The sequence below is a fragment of the Paenibacillus sp. O199 genome (assembly GCF_001636635.1).
Taxonomy (GTDB): Bacteria; Bacillota; Bacilli; order Paenibacillales; family Paenibacillaceae; genus Paenibacillus; species Paenibacillus marchantiae.
In genome coordinates, this window is the sequence record NZ_LGRP01000002.1 from 383724 (window position 1) to 410093 (window position 26370).

15 protein-coding genes are annotated in these 26370 nt (G+C 45.3%); 12 read left to right on the plus strand and 3 right to left on the minus strand.

From position 1 onward, the window contains the following. Nucleotides 1–68: 68 nt before the first annotated feature. Nucleotides 69–506 (minus strand): MarR family winged helix-turn-helix transcriptional regulator, encoded by a 438-nt coding sequence (locus tag A6049_RS04920; RefSeq protein ID WP_170867822.1) that lies wholly within the window; start codon nucleotides 504–506, stop codon nucleotides 69–71. A gap of 209 nt (nucleotides 507–715) precedes the next feature. Between A6049_RS04920 and uvrA the strand changes: the two genes are divergently transcribed. The 6 genes from uvrA (at nucleotide 716) to A6049_RS04950 (ending at nucleotide 12285) form a co-directional block, all read left to right on the plus strand. After that, nucleotides 716–3220, plus strand: coding sequence for an excinuclease ABC subunit UvrA (uvrA, locus tag A6049_RS04925; protein WP_063563534.1), 2505 nt, complete (start codon nucleotides 716–718; stop codon nucleotides 3218–3220). 27 nt (nucleotides 3221–3247) lie between these two features. After that, a complete protein-coding gene (locus A6049_RS04930) occupies nucleotides 3248–4777 on the plus strand; it encodes an MDR family MFS transporter (RefSeq protein ID WP_063563535.1) in 1530 nt (509 codons plus the stop codon). Nucleotides 4778–4843: 66 nt separating this feature from the next. Continuing rightward, nucleotides 4844–5599, plus strand: coding sequence for an SDR family NAD(P)-dependent oxidoreductase (locus A6049_RS04935; protein WP_063563536.1), 756 nt, complete (start codon nucleotides 4844–4846; stop codon nucleotides 5597–5599). Nucleotides 5600–6073: 474 nt separating this feature from the next. Further along, entirely contained in the window at nucleotides 6074–6871 is a 798-nt protein-coding gene (locus tag A6049_RS04940; RefSeq protein WP_063563537.1) for a sulfite exporter TauE/SafE family protein, read from the plus strand. Nucleotides 6872–7060: 189 nt separating this feature from the next. Beyond that, nucleotides 7061–9445, plus strand: coding sequence for a polyprenyl synthetase family protein (locus A6049_RS04945; protein WP_063563538.1), 2385 nt, complete (start codon nucleotides 7061–7063; stop codon nucleotides 9443–9445). A gap of 200 nt (nucleotides 9446–9645) precedes the next feature. Further along, nucleotides 9646–12285 (plus strand): PAS domain S-box protein, encoded by a 2640-nt coding sequence (locus A6049_RS04950; protein ID WP_063563539.1) that lies wholly within the window; start codon nucleotides 9646–9648, stop codon nucleotides 12283–12285. Nucleotides 12286–12393: 108 nt separating this feature from the next. On the opposite strand, the gene A6049_RS04955 is transcribed toward A6049_RS04950, so the two are convergent. Beyond that, nucleotides 12394–14160: an ABC transporter substrate-binding protein gene (locus A6049_RS04955; RefSeq protein WP_063563540.1), complete on the minus strand. Its 1767-nt coding sequence runs from the start codon at nucleotides 14158–14160 to the stop codon at nucleotides 12394–12396. 147 nt (nucleotides 14161–14307) lie between these two features. On the opposite strand from A6049_RS04955, the gene A6049_RS04960 reads away from it, so the two are divergent. The 4 genes from A6049_RS04960 to A6049_RS04975 all read left to right on the plus strand — a co-directional run bounded on the left by A6049_RS04960 (nucleotide 14308) and on the right by A6049_RS04975 (nucleotide 20391). Beyond that, nucleotides 14308–15528, plus strand: a complete 1221-nt coding sequence (locus A6049_RS04960; protein WP_063563541.1) for an MDR family MFS transporter — start codon at nucleotides 14308–14310, stop codon at nucleotides 15526–15528. Nucleotides 15529–16011: 483 nt separating this feature from the next. After that, nucleotides 16012–16743, plus strand: coding sequence for a Stf0 family sulfotransferase (locus tag A6049_RS04965; protein ID WP_063563542.1), 732 nt, complete (start codon nucleotides 16012–16014; stop codon nucleotides 16741–16743). Between the two features lie 136 nt (nucleotides 16744–16879). Beyond that, nucleotides 16880–18625, plus strand: coding sequence for an ABC transporter ATP-binding protein (locus A6049_RS04970; RefSeq protein WP_063563543.1), 1746 nt, complete (start codon nucleotides 16880–16882; stop codon nucleotides 18623–18625). Next, nucleotides 18622–20391: an ABC transporter ATP-binding protein gene (locus A6049_RS04975; RefSeq protein ID WP_063563544.1), complete on the plus strand. Its 1770-nt coding sequence runs from the start codon at nucleotides 18622–18624 to the stop codon at nucleotides 20389–20391. Before A6049_RS04970 ends, A6049_RS04975 begins: the two co-directional genes overlap by 4 nt. Nucleotides 20392–20493: 102 nt before the next feature. Here A6049_RS04975 and cyoE read toward each other — a convergent pair whose 3' ends face one another. After that, a complete protein-coding gene (gene cyoE, locus A6049_RS04980; protein ID WP_371121420.1) occupies nucleotides 20494–21417 on the minus strand; it encodes a heme o synthase in 924 nt (307 codons plus the stop codon). 398 nt (nucleotides 21418–21815) lie between these two features. Here cyoE and A6049_RS04985 point away from each other — a divergent pair, with 398 nt between their 5' ends. After that, nucleotides 21816–22745, plus strand: coding sequence for an NAD(P)/FAD-dependent oxidoreductase (locus tag A6049_RS04985; RefSeq protein WP_063563546.1), 930 nt, complete (start codon nucleotides 21816–21818; stop codon nucleotides 22743–22745). A 263-nt stretch (nucleotides 22746–23008) separates the two neighbouring features. Further along, nucleotides 23009–26251, plus strand: a complete 3243-nt coding sequence (locus A6049_RS04990) for a bifunctional cytochrome P450/NADPH--P450 reductase (RefSeq protein WP_063563547.1) — start codon at nucleotides 23009–23011, stop codon at nucleotides 26249–26251. The last annotated feature ends 119 nt before the right edge of the window (nucleotides 26252–26370 follow it).

A 26370-nucleotide genomic window follows, 5' to 3' on the forward strand; every position in this document is an offset into this window, starting at 1 on the left:
CACTTGCGGATATCGTCCTTTTTGTTTTTCTAATATAACTCATATTTTTTACAAAATATAAACATGGATCACGATGATGATTTGCCACGAATTTTGGAGCTTAGATCTTCAATCTGTCCATCCAGAACATTTCCTGCTTTACTCAGGAACCCTGTAATAAGCTCCAGCTCTTCCTCTGTGTATGTGGAAGCCAGATTAACCATAGCTGCATGAAGGGTGAGGTAGGTGCTGCTGACCTCTTCCTTGTTTTCGTACAAAGGCACAATGATGACTTTACGGCGGTCATTGGGGTCATTTTCTCGACGGACAAAGCCGTTCTTCTCAAGCCTGTCAATTAATGTCGTAACACTTCCGGTGGCCAGACCGGTAAGTTTTGACAGTTCACCTGCAGTGATTGGACCTTTCTCGCGCAGGATATCCACGGATATGAAATCGTTATTGTACAAGCCCAAAGAGGCAGCCACATGCTGCTGATATAAAACGGTTCGGGTACCCAGGCTCCGCATTCGCAACGTAAAATTCTCCTGTAATTCGGTAGGTTGTTGTTGATGTTCTCTTGACAAAAGATAACCCTCCTCTTAAGATGACATATATCTTGATTATCGAGATATTAGATTAACGAGATAATAAATTTTGGAGATACTAGATTAACGTATGATTAATTTTAACTTATTTTAACGAACTCTGTACTTATTTGCAAAGGGGACGATCGATTTTGAGAGAAACAATGATGATTAAAGGAGCACGGGAGAACAACCTGAAGAATATTTCACTTTCGATTCCGAAGTATAAGTTGGTTGTTCTAACGGGACCGTCCGGCTCCGGCAAATCCACGCTGGCAATGGATACCCTTCAGCGAGAATGCCAGAGACAATACATGGAATCGATGGGATTAACATCGGATTCGATCAGCAAACCGAAAGTGGAGTCCATCACAGGTCTTTCTCCATCCATCAGCGTAGGACAGCACATTACTAATCGGAATCCACGCTCAACAGTAGGAACAGTGACAGACATTTACACTTACGTTCGTTTCATTTTTTCCAGACTTGGGGAGCGTATATGTCCATCCTGTAATGGCACCATATCACCATCGTGGGAAGCGGCTGGTCATTTAACCGAGGAAGACGAATACATGGGTCATCAGACTATACATTGTCCACATTGCAATGCCGTGCTTGAGAAGTTGGGCATGTCACACTTTTCGTTCAACAAACCGGAGGGTGCTTGTGATGTATGTAGTGGGCTTGGTCATGTGGCATCAATCAACGAAGCGGCTGTATTCAATCCTGAGCTTAGTGTGCGGGATGGAGGTGTTGCTTCGTTAAATGGTGTGCATCGGGATATCCAGATCCGAATTCTGGTTGCAGCTGGACAGCATTTTGGATTCGGATTCGATCCGGATCGTCCATTGAAGGACCTTGGTGAAATCGAGCGCGATTTGCTGTACTACGGCGTCGAGAGCGAAGCGTTTAAGCAGCATTACCCTAATATCAAGCCCATTCAGGGAACCAAGTTCGAAGGTGTGATCCCCGGATTGTGGAGACGATATAAAGAAAAGGAAGGAGAAGGTGGCGGAACGGAAAAAGACGGACGTTTTTTTCATCAACAGCAGTGTCCTGAATGTCAGGGTGCTCGTTTGAAAAAAGAAATTCTTTTGGTAAGCGTAGCTGGCGCATCCATCTCCGACGTAACCAACTGGTCATTCAGTAAAGTGCTGGAATGGACGGTAGGCCTACAAGAAGTGATCTCACCCGAGGCACATCACCTGCTTGATCCAATCCTTCATGATCTGCCCACCAAGTTGAAACGCATTATGGATGTTGGACTTGGCTATCTCTCCATGGATCGTCAGACCGTAACTTTATCTGGTGGTGAAGCTCAGCGATTACGACTTGCATCGCTTCTAGGCTCTGGTTTAACGGGCGTATTGTATATTCTGGACGAACCGACGACAGGGCTTCATCCGAAAGATACCATTGGCCTGATTCGCGTACTTCAGGAGCTTCGTGATCTGGGCAATACGATCCTCGTCATTGAACACGATATTGAGATGATGCGTGCTGCTGATCATGTGATCGACATTGGACCTGGTGCTGGAGTCAATGGAGGGATGGTTGTTGGTGAAGGGAGCCTGGAGGATTTAATGGCAAGTGAGCTTTCGGTTACGGGAGCTTATCTGAGAAATGAATCTGTGGCTATTCCTTCTTATAACCGAAGAACAGGTACGGGGCAGCATCTTGCCATTCGGGGAGCGCATTTGCGCAACATTGATATTCCGGTTGTATCTTTTCCATTAGGCACGCTGATCTCCGTAACGGGTGTTTCAGGGTCCGGCAAATCTACGCTTGTATTTGATATCCTCGCACAGGGAATGGAATCACTTCAGAAACCATCAGGTTGTGAAGAGATAACAGGGTTGGAGAACGTAGGTGATATCGTTATTTTTGACCAAACGCCAATGGGCAGAATGCAACGGTCGAATGTTGCCACCTACACAGATGTATTTACGCACCTGCGCCAACTGTTCGCTGGTTTGCCAGATGCCAAGGCACGAAAGCTTACTGCGAAGCATTTCTCGTTCAATACACCCGGAGGGCGCTGTGAAACCTGTCAAGGCCTGGGAGTGTTGTCTGTGGACATGAACTTCCTGCCTGATCTGGAGGTAACTTGTCATGACTGTAAGGGCAGACGATTCATGGATGAGGTGTTACAGGTTCAATACGAAGGATTCTCGATATCCGATGTACTGAATATGTCAGTAGCCGAAAGTCTGCCTGTCCTGAAAAGTCAGACCAAAATCGCCGATCTCGTCGAGATGTTGTGTGAAGTTGGACTTGGTTATCTCCAATGGGGGCAATCCGTCAAAACATTGTCAGGCGGTGAGGGTCAACGGATCAGGCTGGCAAAAGAGCTGAGTAAAAAGACCAAAAAACACACGCTCTATCTATTGGATGAGCCAACAACCGGCCTTCATCCGTCAGACATCAAGCAACTCCATATTTTGCTGGATAAGCTGGTTGAGTCGGGGAATACCGTTGTCGTTGTAGAGCACAGTCTGGAATTGATTCGGGAATCCGATTGGGTTATTGACATTGGCCCAGAAGGTGGCGCAGCGGGTGGTGAGCTAGTAGCCGAAGGCACGCCGGAGCAGGTGGCGGAGGTCAGAGCCTCCCATACAGGACAATTTTTGAAGCGTATATTAGCCGAGGGGCTTTAATCAGAATGGATAAGGGGAAAAATAATCATGGTAAAAAGCAATAAATTAGGCGTTATTCTTGCAGGCTTGCTGCTTGCCATTCTCATGGCTTCGATGGATAACACCATCGTAGCCACTGCAATTGGTACCATTGTGGGTGATCTTGGCGGATTTGATAAATTAATGTGGGTCACCTCTGCCTATATGGTTGCGGAGATGGCGGGTATGCCGATCTTCGGTAAACTATCGGATATGTATGGCCGCAAGCGATTTTTCATTTTTGGAATCATTGTATTTATGATTGGTTCTGCATTGTGCGGGACAGCGGATTCTATCATTCAGCTCAGCATTTATCGTGCGATTCAAGGAATCGGCGGCGGAGCGTTGATGCCGATCGCATTTACCATTATGTTCGATGTCGTTCCCGCAGACAAACGGGGTAAAGTGGGGGGACTATTTGGTGCAGTCTTTGGTTTATCCAGTATTTTCGGACCACTTCTCGGAGCCTATCTCACTGATTACATTCATTGGTCCTGGATTTTCTATATCAACCTGCCACTTGGTCTGATCGCCTTTGTCATGATTGCATTCTTCTATAAAGAATCCGTAGAGCATTCCAAACAGAAAATTGACTATTTTGGCGCATTCACACTGGTAGCTTCCATCGTGTGTCTCATGTTTGCACTTGAACTTGGAGGCAAGGAATATGCCTGGAATTCCAGTATGATCGTGGGTTTGTTTGCCTCGTTCGCCGTGCTGATAACTGCATTTGTGTTCATAGAGCGGCGTGTGGCAGAACCAATTATTACATTCAGCATGTTCAAAAACCGGCTGTACTCCACCAGCAATCTAATGGCTATATTTAGCGGTGCAGCCTTTATTACAGCTTCCATCTATATCCCCATTTATATTCAGGGCGTACTTGGTGGATCAGCTACCAACTCCGGTCTGGTTCTGCTGCCGATGATGCTTGGATCAGTTGTAACAGCTGCGGGTGGAGGAGCCATGCTTACCAAGCTCAGATACCGCTCCATCATGTTACCCACACTTGCGCTGCTGGTCATTGGTATCGCCTTGCTGACAACGTTAACGACGGATTCCTCCCGATTTATGGTGACCATTTTCATGATTCTGGTTGGTCTGGGCATTGGGTCTTCGTTCTCTGTATTGAGCAATGCAGCCATTCACGGTTTCTCAGCAAGACAGCGCGGTTCTGCCAGCTCAACCCTTAACTTCAATAGGGAACTCGGTATGACGTTGGGAATTACGGTATTTGGTATCGTACAGAGTCACGTATTTGCGAGTAAATTGGTTTCCTTCTTTGGAAATAGTAATGGTAGTGAGCAGGGTGGTGGCGTGAATCTGAGTGATCCTAGCTTAGTCCTAAAACCGGACACTCGTGCTGATATTCCTGCGCCAATGTTGGATAAGATTACAGAAGCATTGTCCTCATCCATCGTTCATACGTTTGCCTGGGCCATCATTCCGGCCGTTATTGCTCTATTGGCTGCTTGGTTTATGAGTAAGGAAAAATTTGACCCTGCATCCGAGTCAGATGAATATTTAGCTTCACACTAGCAAGACTATGTAATGGATTTGTGTGCACGATATGACAATATGTTCTTATCAAAGGAGACCTACGTTATGTCTGAACAAAATGGAAAAGTAATCATTATCACCGGCGGAGCGAGTGGTATTGGTAAAGAAACAGCGCTTCAGCTTTCGGATCTGGGTGCAACGATTGTTGTAGCAGACTATAACGAAGAGGGTGCCAAAAAGCTTGCATCTGAGATTGAAGCAGGTGGTGGCACAGCCGGAGCATACAAAGTGGACGTGTCTAAAGGAGACGAGATCAAAGCCCTGATCGACTGGACCGTAGAGAAATACGGAACATTGAGCGGTATTTTCAACAACGCGGGCATTGGACTTGTGAAGCCATTTCTGGAGATGGACCCGGAATCCTATCACAGAGTAATCGATGTTGACCAACACAGTGTGTATTACGGCATGTATTATGGCGCCAAAAAAATGGTTGAACTGAATGTACAAGGCACCATCGTAAATACAGCTTCGATCTATGGAAGTATTGCTGCGGTGGGAAGCTTTAACTACAATGCAGCCAAGGCAGCTGTCGTGATGATGTCCAAATCCGGTGCTTTGGAACTTGCCGAGCATGGCATTCGTGTGGTTGGTGTAGCGCCAGGCTTTATTGAGACACCGATTTTGGGTGATGACAGAGCGATGAAGGATGCGCTTGCCACCCAACATATGCGCGGAGAGCTCATTCAACCGGAGAAAGTTGCGAGTGTTGTAGCCTTCCTGTTCAGTGACGCTGCCAGTGCAGTGAATGGTACAACGGTTGCGGTAGATGATGGATTCCTCAGCTTCAAAACAAAATAAGATTTGAGCAGTAAGGTAGTGCAGTCCGTCTCTGAAAAATAAAAGAAAAAACGGTGCAGAACGAATAAATCGTTCTGCACCGTTTTTTTTGCAATCAATATAAGAAGAGTATTTATTATGAAAATAATTCTATATAGTCATCCCGGGAGTTCAGAGATCATGATACAATAAGCAGGCATGCGTCTTTTATCATTTTGTGGTGTCATAGACAATACGCACACCGAGAGAGCCATAGCTCTCTTCTTTGTAGTGACATTGGGAGCATGTTTTTGTAGCGCATAACGCATCACTGTGAACTTGTAATTTTTCGTTGCACTGCGGGCATTTATTTTCAAAAAGAGTCTTCAACACGTTAAACATGCTTAATCACTCATTTCGGATTAATTTACTTGGTTTTTATTATAGCCGATTATTTTAACTGCGTATACTGTTTTTTGCATCATTTTTTACACCGCAAGAAAGGAAGAAAAACCGATGGATACTCTGCTTTTTGTCATCATGTTTATACTGGGTCTGGTCGGTTCCTTCTTCTCCGGTTTGTTGGGTATAGGTGGAGCCATAATTAATTACCCGCTGTTGTTGTATGTACCTTCTCTCATGGGGCTGGAACCATTCTCGGCACATGAGGTGTCGTCGATCAGCATGTTTCAGGTGTTTTTTGCCTCGCTCGCTGGTGTGATTGCCTACATTAGAAGAACAGGGAACGGGAAAAAGAGCGAAGTTCTCATTCATAAAGGTCTGGTGGCTTACATGGGCTCCAGTATTCTGGTCGGCAGCCTGATTGGCGGCTTCATATCCGGTCACCTGAATGGAGAAGTCATCAATCTGATCTATGGCATTCTGGCCATTATCGCGATTGTACTTATGCTGATTCCCGGTAAGGGAACAGAAGGCTCGGCTGGTCAGGTGACATTTAACACATATGTTGCGGCGGGATCGGCTTTTGCCGTAGGGATCGTGTCGGGAATTGTCGGTGCGGGTGGTGCTTTTATATTGATTCCGATCATGCTCACCGTGCTTAAGATCCCTACCCGGACGACCATTGCTTCTTCGCTTGCGATTGTGTTCATCTCCGCCATTGGTGGGGTGGTGGGAAAAATTCTGGGTGGGGACATTCCGTTGGAGCCCATCATTTATACGGTTATCGGGAGTCTGCTCGGTGCTTCACTCGGTTCCAAAGTGAGTTCAATGATTAATGTGAGACTGCTTCGGTATGGACTGATGGTTCTTATCGCCATTACAGCAGTGAAGGTATGGTCTTCGATTTTGTAAAACCACATAGGATTGAAGCGTCCATGACGATTTCGTAACCAAACGGATGGAATGCCGTATAAAGGTTATGAACATGAGCTGGCGAATTTGTTGTTGCATGAATTCACATCAGTTTTCGTCCATGGAGCACCCTCAAACTCCTTTCATGGATACATGTTTAACATTATGAGAACTTGAGGTATCCATCCTATGAATAACGTACTCACAGATCAGGCTGATGCAGGATATCGGTTGGCTGAGCAGAAGGCAGCTCAGTATTTTACTTCTCTTCATGAACAACTTCTGAATAACACGTATACCACTGCACTTACGCAAGATATTCACTTGTGGCAAAAAAAACATATTCAACCTTTTTCCTGGTTATCTTTTTTATCACCAAGTCAAAGAAAACCGGATTCCCGGGATGCTCATAGATATATCCATTGGCTTAATGTTACAGGCAAACTGGATGATTACTTGGATCGCAGTATTTCTTACATTTATATGCGAGATCTGGGCAAAGCCCTGGACTCCTTGGATACCCAAGCACGCATTCAGCGTGTCGCTCAGGATACCAAAGCGTATTTTATGCGTTCAAATACAACCCACCGCAAGGGAAGCCCGGATTATATCAGTCTGGCCGCTTTGTATCGCTGGGCCCAGAAGGAGAACGTGGAAACAACTGTTATCTGGGTCATCAGCAAATTGAAAAATGTTGCTTCCAATATTCCCAAAGAACTGGATGCAGAACAGGCACAGCGCAAGCTGCTCAAGATCATTCTTGGTGTTGTTCTGCATGTGAACGATGATATGAATGATGAGACTCCCCAGGTAGAACGTTCCGAGAGGCTGGACGCTGCGATTAGGCTCGGTTATTCTTACGGATTGACCTATCCATTTATTGATGACCTACTTGATTCGCAGGCGTTGACTGCGCAAGAGAAGGAACAGTATTCTCTCTTAATTCGCAATGCGCTTCTCACCGGGATTGTGCCGGATATCGGCGAATGGAAGGGAGACAATCTCAAAGTCATTCAATATGTTCATGCCGAGCTGCGTGATGCGTTCGAGTATATCAAGAACTACCAGCGCCCTGAGACGCAGCGCACATTCTTCGAGCAATCCTATGTATTCTTTCAATCTCAGGAAATAGACCGTGCCAAGAAACTATCGAACGCGAATTATTCTAATGAAGAACTTTATATTCCAATCATTATTAAATCCTCATCCTCCAGACTCATTGTTCGTTCCGTGCTCAGTGCATCTGCGGATGAAGGTTTTGATCTGCGGACATTCTACTATGGCATTTATAATCAGCTCGCGGACGATTTCGCTGATATGTTTGACGATATGGAGGAGGAGGCAGTAACTCCTTATACTTACTATCTGAAGTATCGTGACCTGCGGCCCGATCTGATCAATCCGTATGAACTATACTGGGCGGTTATCTCTTATCTGATTCATGAGGTGTACCATTCAGATGCGAAGACCCAGGAGGTCATACTGGATCGGGCTATTAATGGTCTTAAGCGTTGTAGAGAGCGTTTGGGTCAAGAACAATACAACGAAGTGATGAACATCTTTGCCTCCGGACAACCTGAATTCAATCGCCTCATTCAGCAAATGGTGCGAAAAGCCGATGATGTGGATTTCCTGGATAAATTGCTGCGGGATCAGGTCATCCTTCAATTGCAGAATGACAAGCAGGAAAAACAGGATTTTCTGGATACGATTCGCACGGTTCGTGAACAGATCAATATTGAATTGCAGATATCCAAGCCGGGTGGACTTCCGGAGATGAAAGGCACACTTATTGATGCAGCGAATTACAGTTTACAAGGAGATGGAAAACGGCTAAGGCCGATCCTGACCTGGGTGATGGGTGTGCGTGAATATGGTCTGCATGAATCATCTATCATTCCTCTTCTAAGATCACTGGAATACATGCATACGGCTTCACTGATCTTTGATGATCTGCCGACCCAGGATAATGCTTCGACCAGGCGGGGGCGCTCTACCTTACATCAGGTGCATAACAGCGCAACAGCAGAATTGACAGGTTTATTTCTCATTCAAAAAGCCATTGGCGAGCAATCTTCCCTCAATCAGTTTGATGCCGCAACCGTGCTTACCCTGATTCAATATTCCGCTGAAAAAGCAGAAGATATGTGTATGGGACAGGCGATGGATCTGAATGCCAAAGGCAAAGCATTGACCCTGGAACAATTGAACATGATCTGTTTCTACAAAACAGGTATTGCTTTCGAGGCTGCACTTGTGATGCCAGCCATTCTGGCTCAGGTGAAGGAAATGGAGATTGCCTCCTTAAAGAAGTTTGCGTATCATGCGGGTATCGCCTTTCAAATTAAGGATGACCTGCTGGACCTGGAAGGGGATCATCGGGTACTCGGTAAGCCGGCAGGTCAGGATGTACGGAACAACAGCTCAACCTTTGTATCCATTCTGGGTGAAGATGGCGCGAAGAAAGAGATGTGGGAGCACTATTGTCTCGCAACCGATGCGCTGAACGAAATGCCGAAGCCGATTTCTTTTCTAAGACATCTGTTGGATTACATCATTGGACGGGAGCGGTAAAATCGTTTCTGACTAAAACCCATTCCCATGTTCAACATGGTTTATATGAAATGAAACAAAGTTGCCTGGATTCCATGCGAATAGAATCCAGGTCTATTCTGCTTTAATGACACAAACGTTTAGAAAATGAGATGTTTCAACAATTAAAAATTCGGGTATTAAGCAAATATTGTGTTTATACACCAAAAGGAGAGCTTAAGATGCAGGTTCAAAAGGTCGATCATCACGAATTGTTTGAGCAGATTTATAATCAAGCACCTATTGGGATTGCACTTGTTGCTCCAACAGGACAGTGGATGAAAGTGAATCCTGCTTTTTGCAGTATGCTGGGTTATACAGCTCAAGAATTAATCCATCTTCATTACCAGGAGATCACCCATCCCGATGATTTAGCACAGGATCTGATGTACGAGCGCGAACTGTGTGAAGGTAAATTGAGTGAGTACAAATACGAAAAGCGTTATATTCAGAAAAATGGAGATATTTTATGGATATCACTGCATATATCATTGGCTCGAAACGAGGTCAGCGGTGAACCGTTGTATTTTATTTGCCACGTTGTAGATATTACGGATCATAAAACAACCGAACTAAAACTGCTTCAAACGGAAGAAATGTTCAAACTCATTTCTGATAATGCACAAGAAATCATCTATATTGCGACCATTGACGGGATTTGTCGCTATTGTTCTCCTTCCATTTATAATCTGCTTGGTTATTCACCAGAAGAGGTGGTGGGCAAGAACAATACCGCTGTTTTCCACTCGCAGGACCTGGAACGTGTCTCGCAAATCGATTTGAGCACAGGTCATATGTTGAATCTGCAGGCTCGCCATAAAGATGGGCATTCTCTTTGGTTTGAGACCACCTATAAGGTTATCGGGGAGCCTGGGCAAGAACAACAAATCCTTGCCATTGGTCGCGATATATCGGAGAGAAAGAAACATGAGGAAATTAGTGCAGAGGCTGAACGGATAGCCATGATCGGCAGTTGGGAGTGGAACATGCTGAGTGGCCATGTTTCCATGTCCGATCAGATATACGAGATGTTTGAAATTGATAACAACAAGCAGTATATGGCTAGCGATATTTTTGCATTCATGGAACAGGCGGAGGAGCAGCGGTTGAAGGACTGTATTGAATGGGTGAAAACAGGCCAACCGCTTGATTTTGAATATCGGCATTTGGGCTCAGCTGGTAAAGAAAAGTATATTCATCTGCGAGGGTTAGTTACTTTTGATGAGCATCAACAACCGATTCAGCTGAACGGAACTTTGCAGGATATTACGGAGCGTAAACTCGTCGAATTTAAACTTCAGGAATCGGTGGAACGTTATACTTCACTCAAAAAATATAATCATGATGCCATCATTTCTTTTGATATGGACGGCAATATCATAAATGCCAACCCGGTAGCTATGAAAATGACTGGATGCCCGGTTGTGGAAATGATTGGAACAAGTATCTGTCGGTTTATCGGACCGTATCATCTCGGACTTATTCTCAATAGCCAGTATGAGATGGCTGAAAAAGAAATCAATGCCGTTCAGCACGTAAATGGTTCTGAGACAGAAGTTTTGGCAACGCTTGCGCCAATCATTATTAATGAGAAAAACGTAGGGTTCTACCTGATTGCCAAAGATATAACAGAACAGAAAAAGCTTCTTGTAGCCAAAGAGACTGCCGAACGAATGAATAAGGCCAAAAGTGAGTTTTTGGCGATGATGAGCCATGAGATCCGTACACCTATGAACGGCGTGATTGGGATGACGGATTTGCTTCTGGATACGCCTGGTCTTAGCGGAGAACAAAAGGAATACATTGAAATCATCCAAAAAAGTGGGGATTCGTTGCTTGCGATTATCAATGATATTCTGGACTTTTCCAAAATAGAGTCGGGTAAAACCGATCTGGTGGATGAGCCCTTTGATCTTAAGGAAATTGTGACAGAGACGGTTAATATCGTAACGCCAATGATTCGGGAGAAACAGTTGGATCTTCGTTTAAGCCTGGATGAAGCCATTCCTGTTCCTTTGTTCGGAGATGCTTACCGTCTAAAACAGGTCCTAACCAACATTATTGGTAATGCAGTAAAGTTCACCCCGGAAGGCAGTATTGAGATCGAGGTGAAGGTTACCGGACAAGAATACAATGACGTTCAATTTCAGTTCAAGGTGAAGGATACAGGGATTGGAATTCCAGTGGAGAAAAGAAAGCATTTATTCGAAGCCTTCTACCAATTGGAGAATTTCATGACGCGCAAGCCTCAAGGTACTGGACTTGGACTGGCCATCAGCAAGAAGCTTGTAGAGCTCATGCACGGTGATATCTGGATTGAAGAGTCCGACGATCCGGGGACTACATTTATGTTTACGGTGTCGTTTAAAGCCAGCAACATGGAGGAATTCAACAGATACGATTTACAACAGAAAAAGAATAAAACAGATCAACTTCGAATTCTAATTGCCGAGGACAATGAGGTGAACCAGCTTGTTCTGCGTCGGATGATTGAGAAGAAGGGACATCTTGTCGATTATGTAGTGAATGGAATAGAGGCAGTGGAAGCTGTCAAACGAAGTGCGTACGATATTGTGTTTATGGATGTGCACATGCCTCGACTGAATGGATTCGAAGCGACCAAAGCCATTAAGGAATTAATGCGGCCAGAGGCATGCCCTTATATTGTTGCGGTTACTGCGAACGCAGTTCGTGGGGATATGGACAAATGTCTGAAGGCTGGAATGGATGCGTATGTAAGCAAACCAATTAAAAGTGAATCCATTATGCAAGTGATGGAGGAATTCTACAAAATAAAGAAATATCCCACTACTTACAATTGAATTCAACATTCCGTAGGAACGGATTCTTGATTGGCAATGGAGCCGCTAACTTATCCATGGATAAGTTAACGGCCTTTTTGCTATTGTCCCATTCCGGGAATGACTAAATTACTGATTTTTGATCCATAGTTTGGAGATATCCATAAACCCAAACTCAGCGGTATGAAGGCCAAAGAGACTTTGATTAAGCAGGGCTTTTTTATTCATGTGGCAGCCGTACAATATCCAGCAGTTATCGCGAAGCAAATCCTCGGCTTCATTGAGCATCACAGACCTTTGCTCTTCATTCTGCTGAAGGAAATTCTCCATCTTTCGATAAAATATGGACTGTAAATCGGGTGATAAACAAATATGAAAATAGTTACGTTTGTTGATGAAAAAATTAATCATGCCAAATTGCCAGTCATCTTCCAAAACTTCTTCTGCGATAATCAAGTCGGCTTCGCTTGTTTCTCTCACATTGGGAAATTCAACGAAGGGTTGCAACTCAATACATAAACCGATGCTGGCTCCGCGTTGTTTAAGCCATTCTGCTTCTTTTTGATCTTTAGCTACAGTATAAGCAAGTATGATCTTTTCTCCCTGGTATCCGCTGCTGTGCAGGAGCTCACGGGCATCCTCAAGTGAAGACTCGCGCCAAGCATGCTCTGCGCTTTTCCAGGGAAGAAAGCTGTTTGCCGGTGTAATTCGATTGCTGCCAAGTTCCCTCACCAAAGCGACTGGATCGAAAACAATGCGCATGGCTTGCCGAAATTCCAGTTGATGGTGAATACCGGCTTTACGAAAATTAATCAGCATATATCGGCATCCTGTTGCTGGATAATCAACACTGTTGCTCCCCGTATCGTCTGTAGCCAATTTAAGTCGGTCTGTTCCTGGTAACTCATAATGACGTTCATAAGGACCCAGATTGGGCACAAACCAGATATCTACTCGATCCAGATGAGGACGGATTCCATAATAGGCATCGAATGCGCTTATGATCAACACCGTTTCATTTATTTCATTGATCCGAAAAGGTCCGGTACCGATTAATTGTTGGGTTACATCGACATCATAGGGGAGAATCGTCATGGAGACACAACTAAGCAAGTGCAGAAAGAAGCGATTAGGCCGACTTAGATAAAAACGAATGCAGTAATCCCCGACAACTTCGGTACGCTCAATATCCCGGTACAGCCAAATGAATGGACTGTCTACAGTGCGCAAGCGCTCTAATGTAGCTTGGACATCTCGGGATGTCATTACCCGACCATGGTGGAATCGCACACCTTTGCGCAGATAGAAAATCCAAACTCTTTGATCCTCGTTGTACTCCCACATATGCGCCAGATCCGGCAGGAAGGTTCCTGTTTTGGCGTCATAGGTGATTAGCGTGCTGCATACCTGCCCAAGCAGATAGGTTTCAAAAGCAGTATACACAAAAGCAGGGTCCAGCTCTGCCAACCTTCGTGACCTCACCATGCGAAGCACGTCCTGACCGGAAGAGCTCTCGGCATGACTGTGGAATCCCATCTGTTTATTTAACGAATTCAGCAGTCGCTCCCGGAGAGCATCATTCTTCTCTGTGCTGCCGATCAACTCGATCGCTTCCTTCATTTTGCCTCTGCCCATGAGCTCCAAAAAACTCTCCTCGAGCGCCTCATTCACACTGCGCAGCAATGTCATCTCAGAATGATGACCCCGGCCACGCCCGGGCTGCCAGTGTATAAAGCCTTGTTCCTCCAGCTTGCGCAGAATAAACTTCACGTTGCGTGGAGTACAGCATAGGGCAGCAGAAAGGCTCTCAATCGTTACCGGAACCGCTTCATGAAATTTAAGAGAAAGTTCTTTTGCTGTGGCAAGACGCAGATAATGGGTTGTTGCTGTATCCATATGAAGTGCTCCTTCTTAAAGGGTGAAATGTGCTCACGTTTTCTTACACTTTTATTTCCCCCTTTTATCCATACAATTATACATAAAGGGATAGGGCAAAGGTAGCCCATCTGAGACAAAAACATCTAGAACAGGAGAACCATACGCATGAAGCAACATTTACGTCAAATTCACCCTTTAGCTTGGACAATTATTGTTGGAACGATGTTTGGACGTCTTGTTACGTCCATGAGCATCCCGTTTTTATCCATTTATCTGACTCAGGTACTGGGAGCTACACCCACACAGACTGGAATTACCGTCGCGGTCAGTTCTCTGGCGGGGGTCATGGTCAGCTTTTATGGAGGTTATATTTCGGATCGAATCGGCCGCAAAGTGGTCATGATGGTCTCCGTATTTGGCTGGGCCTGTGTTTTCTTCATCTTTTCAGCAGCTGAGCATCTGTGGGTATTTTTTGTAGCCAATACGTTAAACGGATTATGCCGCGCCGTGTTTGAGCCCACGTCACGTGCACTTCTATCGGATATTACTCCACCGCAAAATAAACTGCTTGTCTTCAACCTCAGATATGCAGCCATTAATCTGGGGGTTGTGTTTGGACCGATTATCGGTCTTCAGCTTGGATCAGCGGAGTCTACGTTTCCGTTTATGATCTCCGGGTTGGTATACATCGTTTACGGCCTCGTTTTGTTCCTGCAATTTCGATTGCAACGCGCAAATCTGCCGGAACATGTTCAGGTCAGTGCACCTCGTTTACGAGATGCACTCGCTACTACGGGACGCGACCGTGTATTTTTGCCAGTACTTATCGGGACTACGTTTTGCGTGCTCGGGTATGGGCATTTTAGCTCGACCCTGGCTCAGTATGTGGCCCAGAATCCTCTTTTTGAACATGGAAGTCAAGTGTTTTCCTATATGCTTTCACTCAATGCGTTGACTGTGCTTGTAATCCAATTCCCGATTGTGCGGGTAGCCAGCAAATTCCCGCCGGTTGTGCCCCTCATTCTTGGAAACGTGCTGGTCGCAACAAGCTTGTTCCTGTTTGGCATAGCTGAAGGCGTTATGCTGCTGATGATTAGTGTCATTCTGTTCACCATTGGGGAAGTGCTCATGTTCACCATGATGGATGTGCTGATTGACCGTATTGCCAAACCTGAATGGAAAGGGACCTACTTTGGCACAATTGGATTCAACAACTTGGGAAGCGTCATGGCACCGATTCTTGGAGGGCTCCTATTAACTCAATATGGGACGGGGAATGGCCTGTTCGTTTTTGTACCGCTGGCACTGACCACTGCACTTGGACTGCCTTTTCTTATCGTAGCGCATAAACGCCTTGTCGTCAGGGAGAGGGAGGTTAATGTTTAATCTCAGAGAAATTCCCTATTTGGGTTATGATCGTTGAAATCACAGCATATGATGTTCAGTGATATGAAGAAAATAACAACTGAGTTAATATTATCTTGACGGATTACGGTGGAGCGAATACAATAAACAACAAATATGTGTGACGGGTGGTTAAGATGAACATGTTCCAGACAGGGCGAATTCTAAATCGATAACTGAATACGCATGAGCAAGTGACTTAACCAATGTTTTTGGTGTTGGCGTTTGGACAGTCATGTTTGTGCACCCCTGTCGTGGACGCTCATCATTATTGCGTGCAGAGGAGAAATCCGGAAACGCTTCTTATTTCATATGATTCTCTTATTGTTACGAGCTGTAGATGAACATTAGTTCATCTATGGCTTTTTTGCATGCATTCCACCCAATTTATTGCACATAGAAGGGAGATTTTGTAGTGCTTTTTGGTATGAAACTACCCCTAAGGGGAGAAAGAGAGGCAGCGATATGAAACAACCTACTCAAAGTTATACCATTTGGTTTTCCCAACGAACCGGCAGTACTCTGCTGGGTGAAGCATTAAGTTCTACGGGGGTGGCAGGATATCCGAGGGAGTGGCTGCATTATCAGCATAAGAGCCCAGACACATTAAAGCGTGAAGATCTGGAGCAGATCTGGGATCAGGGAACAACGTCGAACGGAGTATTCGGAATCAAAATTAATTTTGAACAACGATGGATTGACGTATTCCGCAGTCTCTATAGTCTGCCAACAGCGTTATCGCGGGCGGAGGTATGGAGTACGGGTTTCCCTAATTGCACCAAGCATATTTACATGACGCGTCGCAACAAAGTCAGATTGGCTGTGTCTTGGTGGAGAGCCATCGTCTCGGGTGAATGGCACCGCAAGCATGGGGACAGTCCTCAGTTACAAGATATTGCAGATCAATATAACTTTGATGTGATTAAACATCTGCTTGTGGAGAGTAACATGTGCGAAGCAGCAATTGAAGATTTCTTGTCCGAGTCAGGTATTGTGCCGCTGACGATTGTTTATGAGGATTTTATAGCAGATTACGAAGGGACCGTCCTGAAAGTGCTAGAGTTTTTGGATGTTCAATCTGCCGGTGTTGCCGTATCGCCCCCTTTCTTTGACCCGATCGCAGACGAGATTTCTGAACAATGGGTGCAAAGATTTCGGGAAGAATGCCAGAGGGATTGGGAGAATGTTAAATGGTAAACACACTTGGTAAGATTCATCCACGGGTTGGAAATGTTGCATTTATTGTTATTATGTATGATTCATCTTAGCGAGGAACTAAAATGCTTTGAATCACAAAATAAAATAGAAATGTTATACGAAGGGGTGAGGGGCTATGCCCAAAACAGAGAAACGCTCCATGTCCTGGCTGCTACAATATCTAAAACCAGTCAAAGGACGATTGGCCTTGCTTATGGTGATGTTGCTGACGTCAACGGGACTGCAGCTCCTGAATCCACAAATTATCAAACGATTCATTGATACGGCCGCAAGTGGGGGAGTCCTTTCTAACCTGTTCCAGCTTGCCGGATTGTTTCTGGTTGTTGCCGTTGTAAATCAACTGATTACAGTAGCCGTAAGTTATCTGGGTAACGATGTGGCCTGGCGGGCAACGAACCGATTACGGGGAGATCTCCTGAAGCATTGTCTGCGTCTGGATATGCGGTTTCATAATGTTAAGACACCGGGAGAGATGATTGAACGGGTGGATGGTGATGTGACGAGTATCTCCAACTTCTTCGCGATGTTCATTGTGCAAGTGGTTGGGAGCTTTGTCTTGCTTGCCGGAATCCTCGGATTTATGTTCAGCGTAAACGTACCGATTGCGATCGTCATGACGGTGTTTACATTATTATCGATTCTGTTTATGGTGTTCATTCGGAATTTGGGAGTAAACTCTTCCAAAAATGAGCGGGAAGCGAGTGCATCCTTGTTCGGATTAATTGAAGAGCGTATTGCGGGAATTGAAGATGTTCAAGCGAACGGGCATGTCCCGTATGTGATGAATCGTTTTTATCGGACGATGCGTGTTGTATTTCAAAAAGGAAGAAAAGCCTGGCTACTTCGGGTTATTCCGTGGAATACGACGGTCATTCTGTTCGCCCTTGCAGTCACGGCAGTACTTCTGCTCGGTGTTCATTACTACATGCAAGGCATCATCAGCATCGGAACGCTGTTTCTGATATATCAATACACACAGATGCTTAATGATCCGATTGAGATGTTGGGTGATCAGGTTCAAGAGTTTCAGAAGGCGAAATCAGGTATGCTTCGTTCGAGAGAATTGTTGTCTTTGCGCAGTGAGATCGAAAACGGAAGAGAGGATCAGCTGCCAGAAGGGCCGCTTGGTCTGGAATTCAAGCAGGTGAACTTCAGTTATAACGAGGATAAACCTGTATTGCAGAATATTAACTTTGCCATTAAACCTGGCGAACGGCTGGGCATCATCGGTCGTACTGGTAGCGGAAAATCAAGTCTCAGTCGGGTACTTCTACGCTTGTACAATCTGGATAGCGGAACAATTCGTGTGGGTGGCAAAGATATTACAGAGCTTACCTTACCTGCACTCTACCGCAGGGTTGGTATGGTTACGCAGGATGTACAGCTGTTCGACGGTACGTTGCGAGATAATTTAACGCTGTTCAACCAGGATGTCTCGGATCAGATCATTAAGGAGACAACGGATCGACTAGGATTAAGTCATTGGATTGAATCACAACCGGCAGGGTTGGATACACATCTGAAGGCAGGTGGTTCTTCATTGTCCGCTGGGGAAGCTCAATTGTTTGCTTTGACGCGAGTATTTCTGACTGAACCTAGCCTGGTTATTCTTGATGAGCCTTCCTCACGGCTGGATGCCGCTACAGAGAGCATGCTTCAGTCTGCCATCGATCAGTTGATGAAGCAATGTACGGGAATTATTATTGCGCATCGCCTGGCTACTTTAGAGAAGGTCGATCAGATTATGGTACTGGGTGATGGCAAGGTACTGGAATTCGGAGCCAGAAAAGCACTCGCCAGCGATCCGGCTTCACATTATGCCAGATTGCTGATTACAGGGCGAGAGGAGGAATTGGCGTGAATGTAACAGGATTTATAGGCCGTTTGTTTCGATTCAGGCCTTTTCTATTTTTGATTAACGGATTGTCATGGTGCATCTTTCATTCTTTGCCGCTGGCAATAGGGATCGGCATGCAATGGTTCTTTGACCGGGCAACGGCGGGTTCCAGTGATTATATGTGGCTGGCTGCTCCGCTGATCTTCATTGCTTTGATCAGAGCGGTAAGAGTAGGCACGTTTTTTGCCGCATTCTATGCATGGATCACGTATATCTACCATATTCAGGCCATTCTGCGTACCAACATGCTCGCTGGGATTATGCGCTGGCCAGGACGTAATCTGCCAGCTTCACCGGGGGAGGCGATGAGTCGCTTTCGGGATGATGTAGATGAAGTGGTTGAGTACGTAGAATCCTGGGTGGATTTTTGGGGAAGGCTTGTGTTCGCTATCGTATCCATCGTCATCATGGCGAACATTAACTGGAAAATCACTCTAGTTGCAGTATTGCCCCTAGTAGTCGTGACGTTGCTGAATAACTTGTCAGGTAATCGGGCTCGTCGATATGCTCAGGTCAATCGTGAGTCGACAGGGAGAATTACCAGTTTCATTGCCGAAACCTTTGGAGCGGTGCAGGCACTGAAACTTGGGCAGGCAGAAGAGCATGTCTCTACTCGTTTTAACAAACTCAATGAAGAACGTCGTCAAGCCGCACTCCGGGATAATCTGTTCAAGCAGTGGATGAGATCACTTAATCAGCATGTGCTCAGTATCTGTACAGGTCTCATTCTCCTGATGTGTGCAGCTGAGATGAAATCTGGAAATTTCACCGTAGGTAATTTTGCCTTGTTCACCAGTTATCTAGCGAATATTGGCTTTAGTATCTCATTGTTTGGCTATATGGTATTTCAGCATAAACGGCTCAAAGTATCATTTGACCGGATGAGAACCCTGTTTCGTCCTGGTGAGGAAGACCGGATCATGGATTTCAGAGAGACTTATCTGAATGAAGATCCGCCTGAGCTTCCTAATGAACAGAGAGATCCCAAAGAGAAGCTAAGAGAGCTGGAGATCAGCAATCTGGCGTACCAATATCCACATTCTGCAAATGGAATACAGGATATCAGCTTCCGTGTGAAGCGGGGACAATTTCTGGTCATCACTGGACGGATCGGTTCTGGCAAATCGACTCTGGTCCGCACACTTCTGGGACTGCTGCCCAAACAAGAGGGCACGATTCGCTGGAATGGTAAAGATGTAGATCCCGCTACCTTCCTGATGCCGCCCAGAGCAGCATATACGCCGCAAGTACCTCGACTGTTCAGTGATACGCTGAAAGAGAATATTGTTCAGGGCAAACAGGGCCGTACGGAAGTCGCACTTGCAAAAGCCATACGATTGGCTGTAATGGATAAGGATATTCAAAACCTGGATCAAGGACTCGAAACATCCGTAGGTCCAAGAGGTGTCATGTTGTCTGGTGGTCAGATCCAGCGCGCAGCAACTGGGCGCATGCTGATGACGGAAGCGGACTTGTTCATCTTCGATGATCTGTCCAGTGCACTGGATGTGGAAACCGAGCAACAGGTCTGGGAAGGTTTGTTCCAGGAGCCGGATGTTACATGTATTGCGGTGTCTCACCGCAGAGCAGCACTTGCGAAGGCAGATCATATCATCGTCATGAAGGATGGACGAATTGAGGCCGAGGGCAGCTTATCAGATTTGCTTGCTACAAATGAAGAGATGCAATTACTATGGCAAGGTGAGCAAACACCGGTTAAAGTGGGATAAGATAAGATATACGATATATAAAAATGAAAAAAGCCGTACAGACAACTCTTTTTGAAAGAGTTAAGATCTGTACGGCTTTATTATTCCTCATTGGGTCAATCTTTATTTGATCAGCTGTGCAATCAATGAATACGCAATGATAACCAGGAAGATAATCGTGATGTGGTTAATGGAGAAAATAAACATTTTATGTGACCATTTCTTGGTTTCTTTCTTATCGAAAGTTGCCACACTAAGAATAAGCCACGCCAAGCTTACCAGAAACGCAACAATGGCAATGAACGGACTCAGCGGCCAGAACAAGAAGCTGGAGAATAACAACAATACCAGATAAACATTCGTCTGGATGTATGTCCGTCTGATTCCTTTTACAACAGGAAGCATGGGAACGCCAGCCGCTTTGTATTCGTCAAATCTCCGGATGGCAATGCCATAGAAGTGAGGCATCTGCCACAACAGCATGGTAACAACCAAAGCCCAAATTTCATAATGACCCAGTTCTGGCGAAATGGCTGCCCAACCAATGAGTGGAGGAACAGCGCCTGAAAGACTTCCTACTTCCGTATTGTATACCGTTGTCCGCTTGGTCCACATCGTATAAGGGAACACGTACAACAACAGTCCCAATATGCCGAATACGGCAGCCGAAGGGGAAGCGATATACAACATGATGCCCCCGATAATCGTAATGGCAATACCGAGGATTAAACCTGTTTTGGTATCTACACGACCTGTTACCGTCGGACGTGTTTTGGTGCGTTCCATGATCGCATCAATATCCCGATCATATAAATTGTTAAACACCCCGGCCGCTCCGATAATCAGGGAAGACCCGATGACAGAGAGGATAATGGGTACAATATTAGCTAAAATGGATGCATCAAATACATACAAAGCCAAACTTAAACCGGCAAACATGGCGATCAGATTGGATTTGATAATTCCGATCTTGATCGTATCAAAGAATACTTTCGGAATCGAGCTAGTATACTCCAGGCTGATTTCGGGCCGTGACCCTTTATTCAATGTTTTCAAGAACTCACTTCCTATATCTATTCTTATATATCTCGTGGTCTTATTATAGCATCCAATACACTATGTGAATTAATTAACGATTTAGGTTTTAAAATAATGTCATTTGATTGTGAACAATTTAAAAACACGGTTTTTTTTAATTGTTAAAAATGATTTTCTGTGATACAGGTCATTGAAACCAAATAGCAGCGATAACAAGAAAAGAATATTTTTCTTGCATGTTGAGTTTGTTTTGTTTATTGTAGACATAAGAGATCTTTAAAGGTATCGAGTGATTTCCTCTTACGTTTTTTGCTATTAGAGAATAGCTGCAAGCGGCAAGGTATAATCAGTATAGGCTTTTTTTTGTAACAATAAAGGACATTGAATATCTGGAAAGGGTGTTAAATATGGATCAAAAGATGGATGTATTAATTATAGGCGGAGGACCAGCGGGTCTTAATGCTGCACTTGTACTAGGACGAGCTCGCAAACATGTTGTGGTCATAGATGATGAACGCCCGCGCAATTGGGTTACGCGTGAAACGCACGGTTTTCTGACGAGAGATGGAGCAAGTCCACGTGAATTTCGGAAGGTTGCGAAAGAACAGATTAGCGCTTACCCGTCTGTTCATTTTGTAGGGGACACAGCGACTTCAGTGACAGGAACAGATGGTGATTTTCAAGTTACAACGGCCCAAGGAGTCGTCTATCGCACGAAGAAAATTTTGTTTGCAGTCGGGAAAAAAGATCTTCCACTGGATATTAACGGGTTGAAAGAGGTATATGGCAAGAGTGCTTTTGTCTGCCCTTACTGCGATGGTTGGGAATTAAGAGATCAACGGCTTGTCATCATTGTGAATGGAGCGAAGGCAGTTCATATGGCCAAGACCATTTCCGGCTGGACAAGCCAGTTTACCATTTGTACGAATGGACCGGATGAATTAACGGATGAGCAGCGGGAGGAATTGAAGCAGCATGGAGTTCCGGTATGGGACTCTCCAATTCAATCCATTGAATCAAGCGATGGCATGGTGCAGCAAGTGGTGTTAGAAGATGGTACCGAAATCTCGTGCACAGGGATTTTCTTTGGACCGAAACTAACGGCTGGATCAGAACTTCCGCAGACGATAGGCTGTGAGGTTACGGATGCGGGTACGGTCGTTGTAGATGATTTCGGCAAAACGACCGTAACGGGTGTGTTCAGCGCTGGAGATGCAGCATCGGAGTTGTACCAGGCCATTACTGCGGCATCCCTTGGTGCATTAACCGCTGTAACGATTAACAGTGAGCTTAATATGGAAGCTTGGGATGAGCGCGGTAAACATTTAAACCCGTAGAATAACGATGTACGGTTTCTTGTCCAGTACTTTGCACAAACGATAAGTCAACAAAATAGATCAGATCAAAAAGGGGATTGCAAACGCGATTCCTTTTTTGTGTTTAGTAGATCTTTTACTAGGTCTTCTCTGTCACTAAGTTGGACTAGTTCCGTCCGTTATTGGCATAAGCCCAATATTTGATTTTCATCCGTTAATGGTTTATAGTTTTATCAAATGATAGATATTACTATCATTTTAAACTCTGGGAGAGGGTGTTTAAAATGAGCATTGCAACTAACGTTCCACAGCCCAAAATGTACGGACCGCTCGGGAATCTGCCCTTGATTGATAAAGAGAAACCAACATTGTCCCTTGGACAGCTTGCTGAGGAATATGGACCGATATATCGACTGACCGTTCCTGGTTATTCCGGATTGATTGTATCTGGCCCAGATTTGGTGGCTGAGTTATGTGACGTGTCTCGTTTTGATAAATTTGTATACAATGAACTCGAAAATGTACGTGCCTTTGGAGGTGATGGTTTATTTACAAGCAGAACATCCGAGCCGAACTGGAAAAAGGCACATAATATTTTGCTTCCCACCTTTAGTAAACAGGCGATGAAGGGTTATCATCCGATGATGGTCGACATAGCCGAACAATTGATAAACAAATGGGCACGTTTGAATTCCAACGACACCATTGATGTAGCAGACGACATGACACGACTTACGTTGGATACTATTGGACTATGCGGTTTCAATTATCGATTTAACAGCTTTTACAGACAGGACCACAGTCCTTTTATCGAAAGTATGGTCCGTGCATTAAATGAAGCTATGCAGAAAAGCTCGCGTTTGAAAATCCAAAATCTGCTGATGGTGAAAACCAAACGACAGTTCGAGGAAGACATCCAAACGATGTTCTCATTAGTTGATCAGATTATTGAGGAACGTAAAGCAAGTGCTGCTCCTGAAGAGGTTGACTTGCTCGCTCGTATGCTGAATGGCAAAGATCCGGCAACCGGAGAAGCGCTGGACGATGAGAACATTCGGTATCAGATTATTACGTTCCTCATTGCCGGACATGAAACGACGAGTGGTTTGTTATCATTTGCCCTTTATTTTTTGCTGAACAATCCAGAAGCACTTCAAAAGGCCTATGATGAGGTAGACCGGGTATTGGTGAGTGACTCACCACAGTACGAAGAAATCCTTCAGCTTCCTTATATCCGCATGATTCTTAGCGAATCGCTACGTCTATGGCCAACCGCCCCGGGATTTGACGTCTATGCCAAAGAAGACACCGTCATAGGTGGCAAATATCCACTGAAAAAAGGGGAGAGCTGCAGTATTCTTCTGCCTCAGCTTCACCGTGACAAAGGCGCCTGGGGAGAGGATGCAGAGCTATTCCGCCCGGAACGTTTTGAAGATACGACTCAAGTGCCTCACCATGCGTATAAACCGTTTGGCAATGGAGAGAGAGCGTGTATCGGCATGCAGTTTGCTTTATATGAAGCAACCCTTGTACTCGGTATGGTACTTAAACATTTTGAACTGGTAGACTATAGCAACTATCAGTTGGATGTGAAACAAACGTTAACGTTAAAACCAGGCGATTTTCGAATACAGGTGAGAGCACGGACCGTTTCACCGAAACTGAGTACATCTGTTGCTCGCTCGGATGAAAAGCCGAATCAGGATCAGGGTATGCATACAAATGTAGCTGGTCATAGTGCTATGAAGGAATCGATGACGACTTCCGTAAATGCCAATCCAACCATACTGGTTCTATACGGCTCCAACCTGGGGACGGCAGAAGGCATTGCCAGAGCTTTTGCAGATAAAGCTCGTTCCTATGGAATTCCAAGCGAAGCCGCAACATTGAATGAATGGATTGGCCGTCTGCCCAAAGAGGGGATCGTTCTCATCGTGACAGCTTCGTATAATGGTAAACCTCCGCAAAATGCAGCGGCATTTATCGAGTGGTTAAAGGAAGCCGAGTCAGAGAAGGTGCAAGGTGTGACCTATGCAGTTCTGGGCTGCGGGGATCGGAGCTGGTCCAGTACCTACCAGAGCATTCCTCGATTGGTCGATGAGAAGCTTGCGAGCTTGGGAGGCAACAGGCTGTTACCTCGGGGAGAAGCCGATGCAGGCGGGGATATGGAGAAACAAGTGGAAGAGTGGCAGCGGATGTTGTGGCCCCAAATGTTAAAAGCGTTGGGGATTAGCGAGGAATCTATGGAGCACTCCTCACGAAGTACAATTCAAATGGAATTTGTTCGCGAGAAAGCCGATCTGCCACTTGCACGAACCTACAATGCCAGCTATGCCACTATAGTGGTAAATAAAGAGCTTCAGGCCATAGATAGTGGGCGGAGTACACGTCACATTGAGATACTGCTTCCTGAAGGCATGACCTATAAAGAAGGCGATCATCTTGGCGTATTGCCCCTAAATGCAGATGAAATCGTGAATCGCATCCTGCACCGTTTCGGATTAAAAGGGGACGTTCAGATCCAATTAACTTCGAACGAGACACAGTTGACACATCTTCCTCTGAACCGTCCTGTCAAAGTGAATGAATTGCTCCGTTCCTGTGTTGAGCTGCAAGCACCTGTTACAAGAACGCAGCTGCGGGAGTTAGCTAACAATACGGTGTGCCCACCTCATAAGCGTGAGCTGGAGGCGATGCTCGAAGAGAACAACTACAGGGAACATATACTTGAAAACAGAACTACCATGCTGGAACTGCTGGAAAAGTATGAGGCCTGTGAACTGCCGTTCGAAAGATTTCTTGAACTGCTGTCTCCACTCAAACCCAGGTATTACTCTATATCCAGCTCTCCACACTTTAATGCCAAGCAGGCGAGCATCACAGTGTCCGTTGTGAAAGAGCCTGCTTGGAGCGGCAACGGTGAATTCCGTGGTGTGGCTTCATCCTATCTGGCAGACTGCCAGACGGGAGAGAGTATTTCGATGTTTGTACGTACGCCAGAACCCGGATTTGAGCTGTCAGAAGAGCCGGATGTTCCAATTATTATGGTGGGTCCAGGGACGGGTGTTGCACCGTTCAGAGGTTTCCTCCAGGCCAGATCTGTGCTAAAAGAGAGAGGATTGCCACTGAGTGAAGCACATTTGTTCTTTGGTTGCAGGAATGATTCGGATTTCATATATCGTCAAGAACTTGAACAATACGAACAGGCAGGCATCGTCAAGCTGCACACAGCTTTTTCACGTGTGGAGGATAAGCCCAAAACGTATGTGCAGCATCTGATGAATCAGGAGTGGGGGCAGTTGCTCCATTTGCTTGATGAAAAAGGGAGAATCTACGTATGTGGTGACGGAAGCCAAATGGCTCCCGCCGTCGAAGAGACTTTGAGGCAAGCATACCAGAAGGCGAAAGGTGCAACCCTTCAGGAGGCAAAAGATTGGCTCAATCAGCTCCAGGCGGAGGGCCGTTACGTTCAGGACGTGTGGGCAGGTAAAAGACCCGTTGAATCGGCTAAAGCTCCTGTATGTTGAGACACGTTAAAATGGAGGCGGCGATAAGCCGCCTTTTTCTTCTGTTGTTGGATGATGTGAGAAGAGAAAAGATCAGTATGTGTTCACATTAACTAAGTTATATACTTAAAAATCAAATA

What these genes read in the sequence shown, in the direction of transcription:
- A6049_RS04930 (WP_063563535.1), top strand. Translation starts at nt 3,248, where the DNA reads ATGGTAAAAAGCAATAAATTAGGCGTTATTCTTGCAGGCTTGCTGCTT.
- A6049_RS04920 (WP_170867822.1), bottom strand. Translation starts at nt 506, where the DNA reads ATGCGGAGCCTGGGTACCCGAACCGTTTTATATCAGCAGCATGTGGCT.
- A6049_RS04985 (WP_063563546.1), top strand. Translation starts at nt 21,816, where the DNA reads ATGGATCAAAAGATGGATGTATTAATTATAGGCGGAGGACCAGCGGGT.
- A6049_RS04935 (WP_063563536.1), top strand. Translation starts at nt 4,844, where the DNA reads ATGTCTGAACAAAATGGAAAAGTAATCATTATCACCGGCGGAGCGAGT.
- A6049_RS04950 (WP_063563539.1), top strand. Translation starts at nt 9,646, where the DNA reads ATGCAGGTTCAAAAGGTCGATCATCACGAATTGTTTGAGCAGATTTAT.
- A6049_RS04965 (WP_063563542.1), top strand. Translation starts at nt 16,012, where the DNA reads ATGAAACAACCTACTCAAAGTTATACCATTTGGTTTTCCCAACGAACC.
- A6049_RS04960 (WP_063563541.1), top strand. Translation starts at nt 14,308, where the DNA reads ATGAAGCAACATTTACGTCAAATTCACCCTTTAGCTTGGACAATTATT.
- A6049_RS04970 (WP_063563543.1), top strand. Translation starts at nt 16,880, where the DNA reads ATGCCCAAAACAGAGAAACGCTCCATGTCCTGGCTGCTACAATATCTA.
- A6049_RS04940 (WP_063563537.1), top strand. Translation starts at nt 6,074, where the DNA reads ATGGATACTCTGCTTTTTGTCATCATGTTTATACTGGGTCTGGTCGGT.
- A6049_RS04945 (WP_063563538.1), top strand. Translation starts at nt 7,061, where the DNA reads ATGAATAACGTACTCACAGATCAGGCTGATGCAGGATATCGGTTGGCT.
- A6049_RS04955 (WP_063563540.1), bottom strand. Translation starts at nt 14,160, where the DNA reads ATGGATACAGCAACAACCCATTATCTGCGTCTTGCCACAGCAAAAGAA.
- A6049_RS04990 (WP_063563547.1), top strand. Translation starts at nt 23,009, where the DNA reads ATGAGCATTGCAACTAACGTTCCACAGCCCAAAATGTACGGACCGCTC.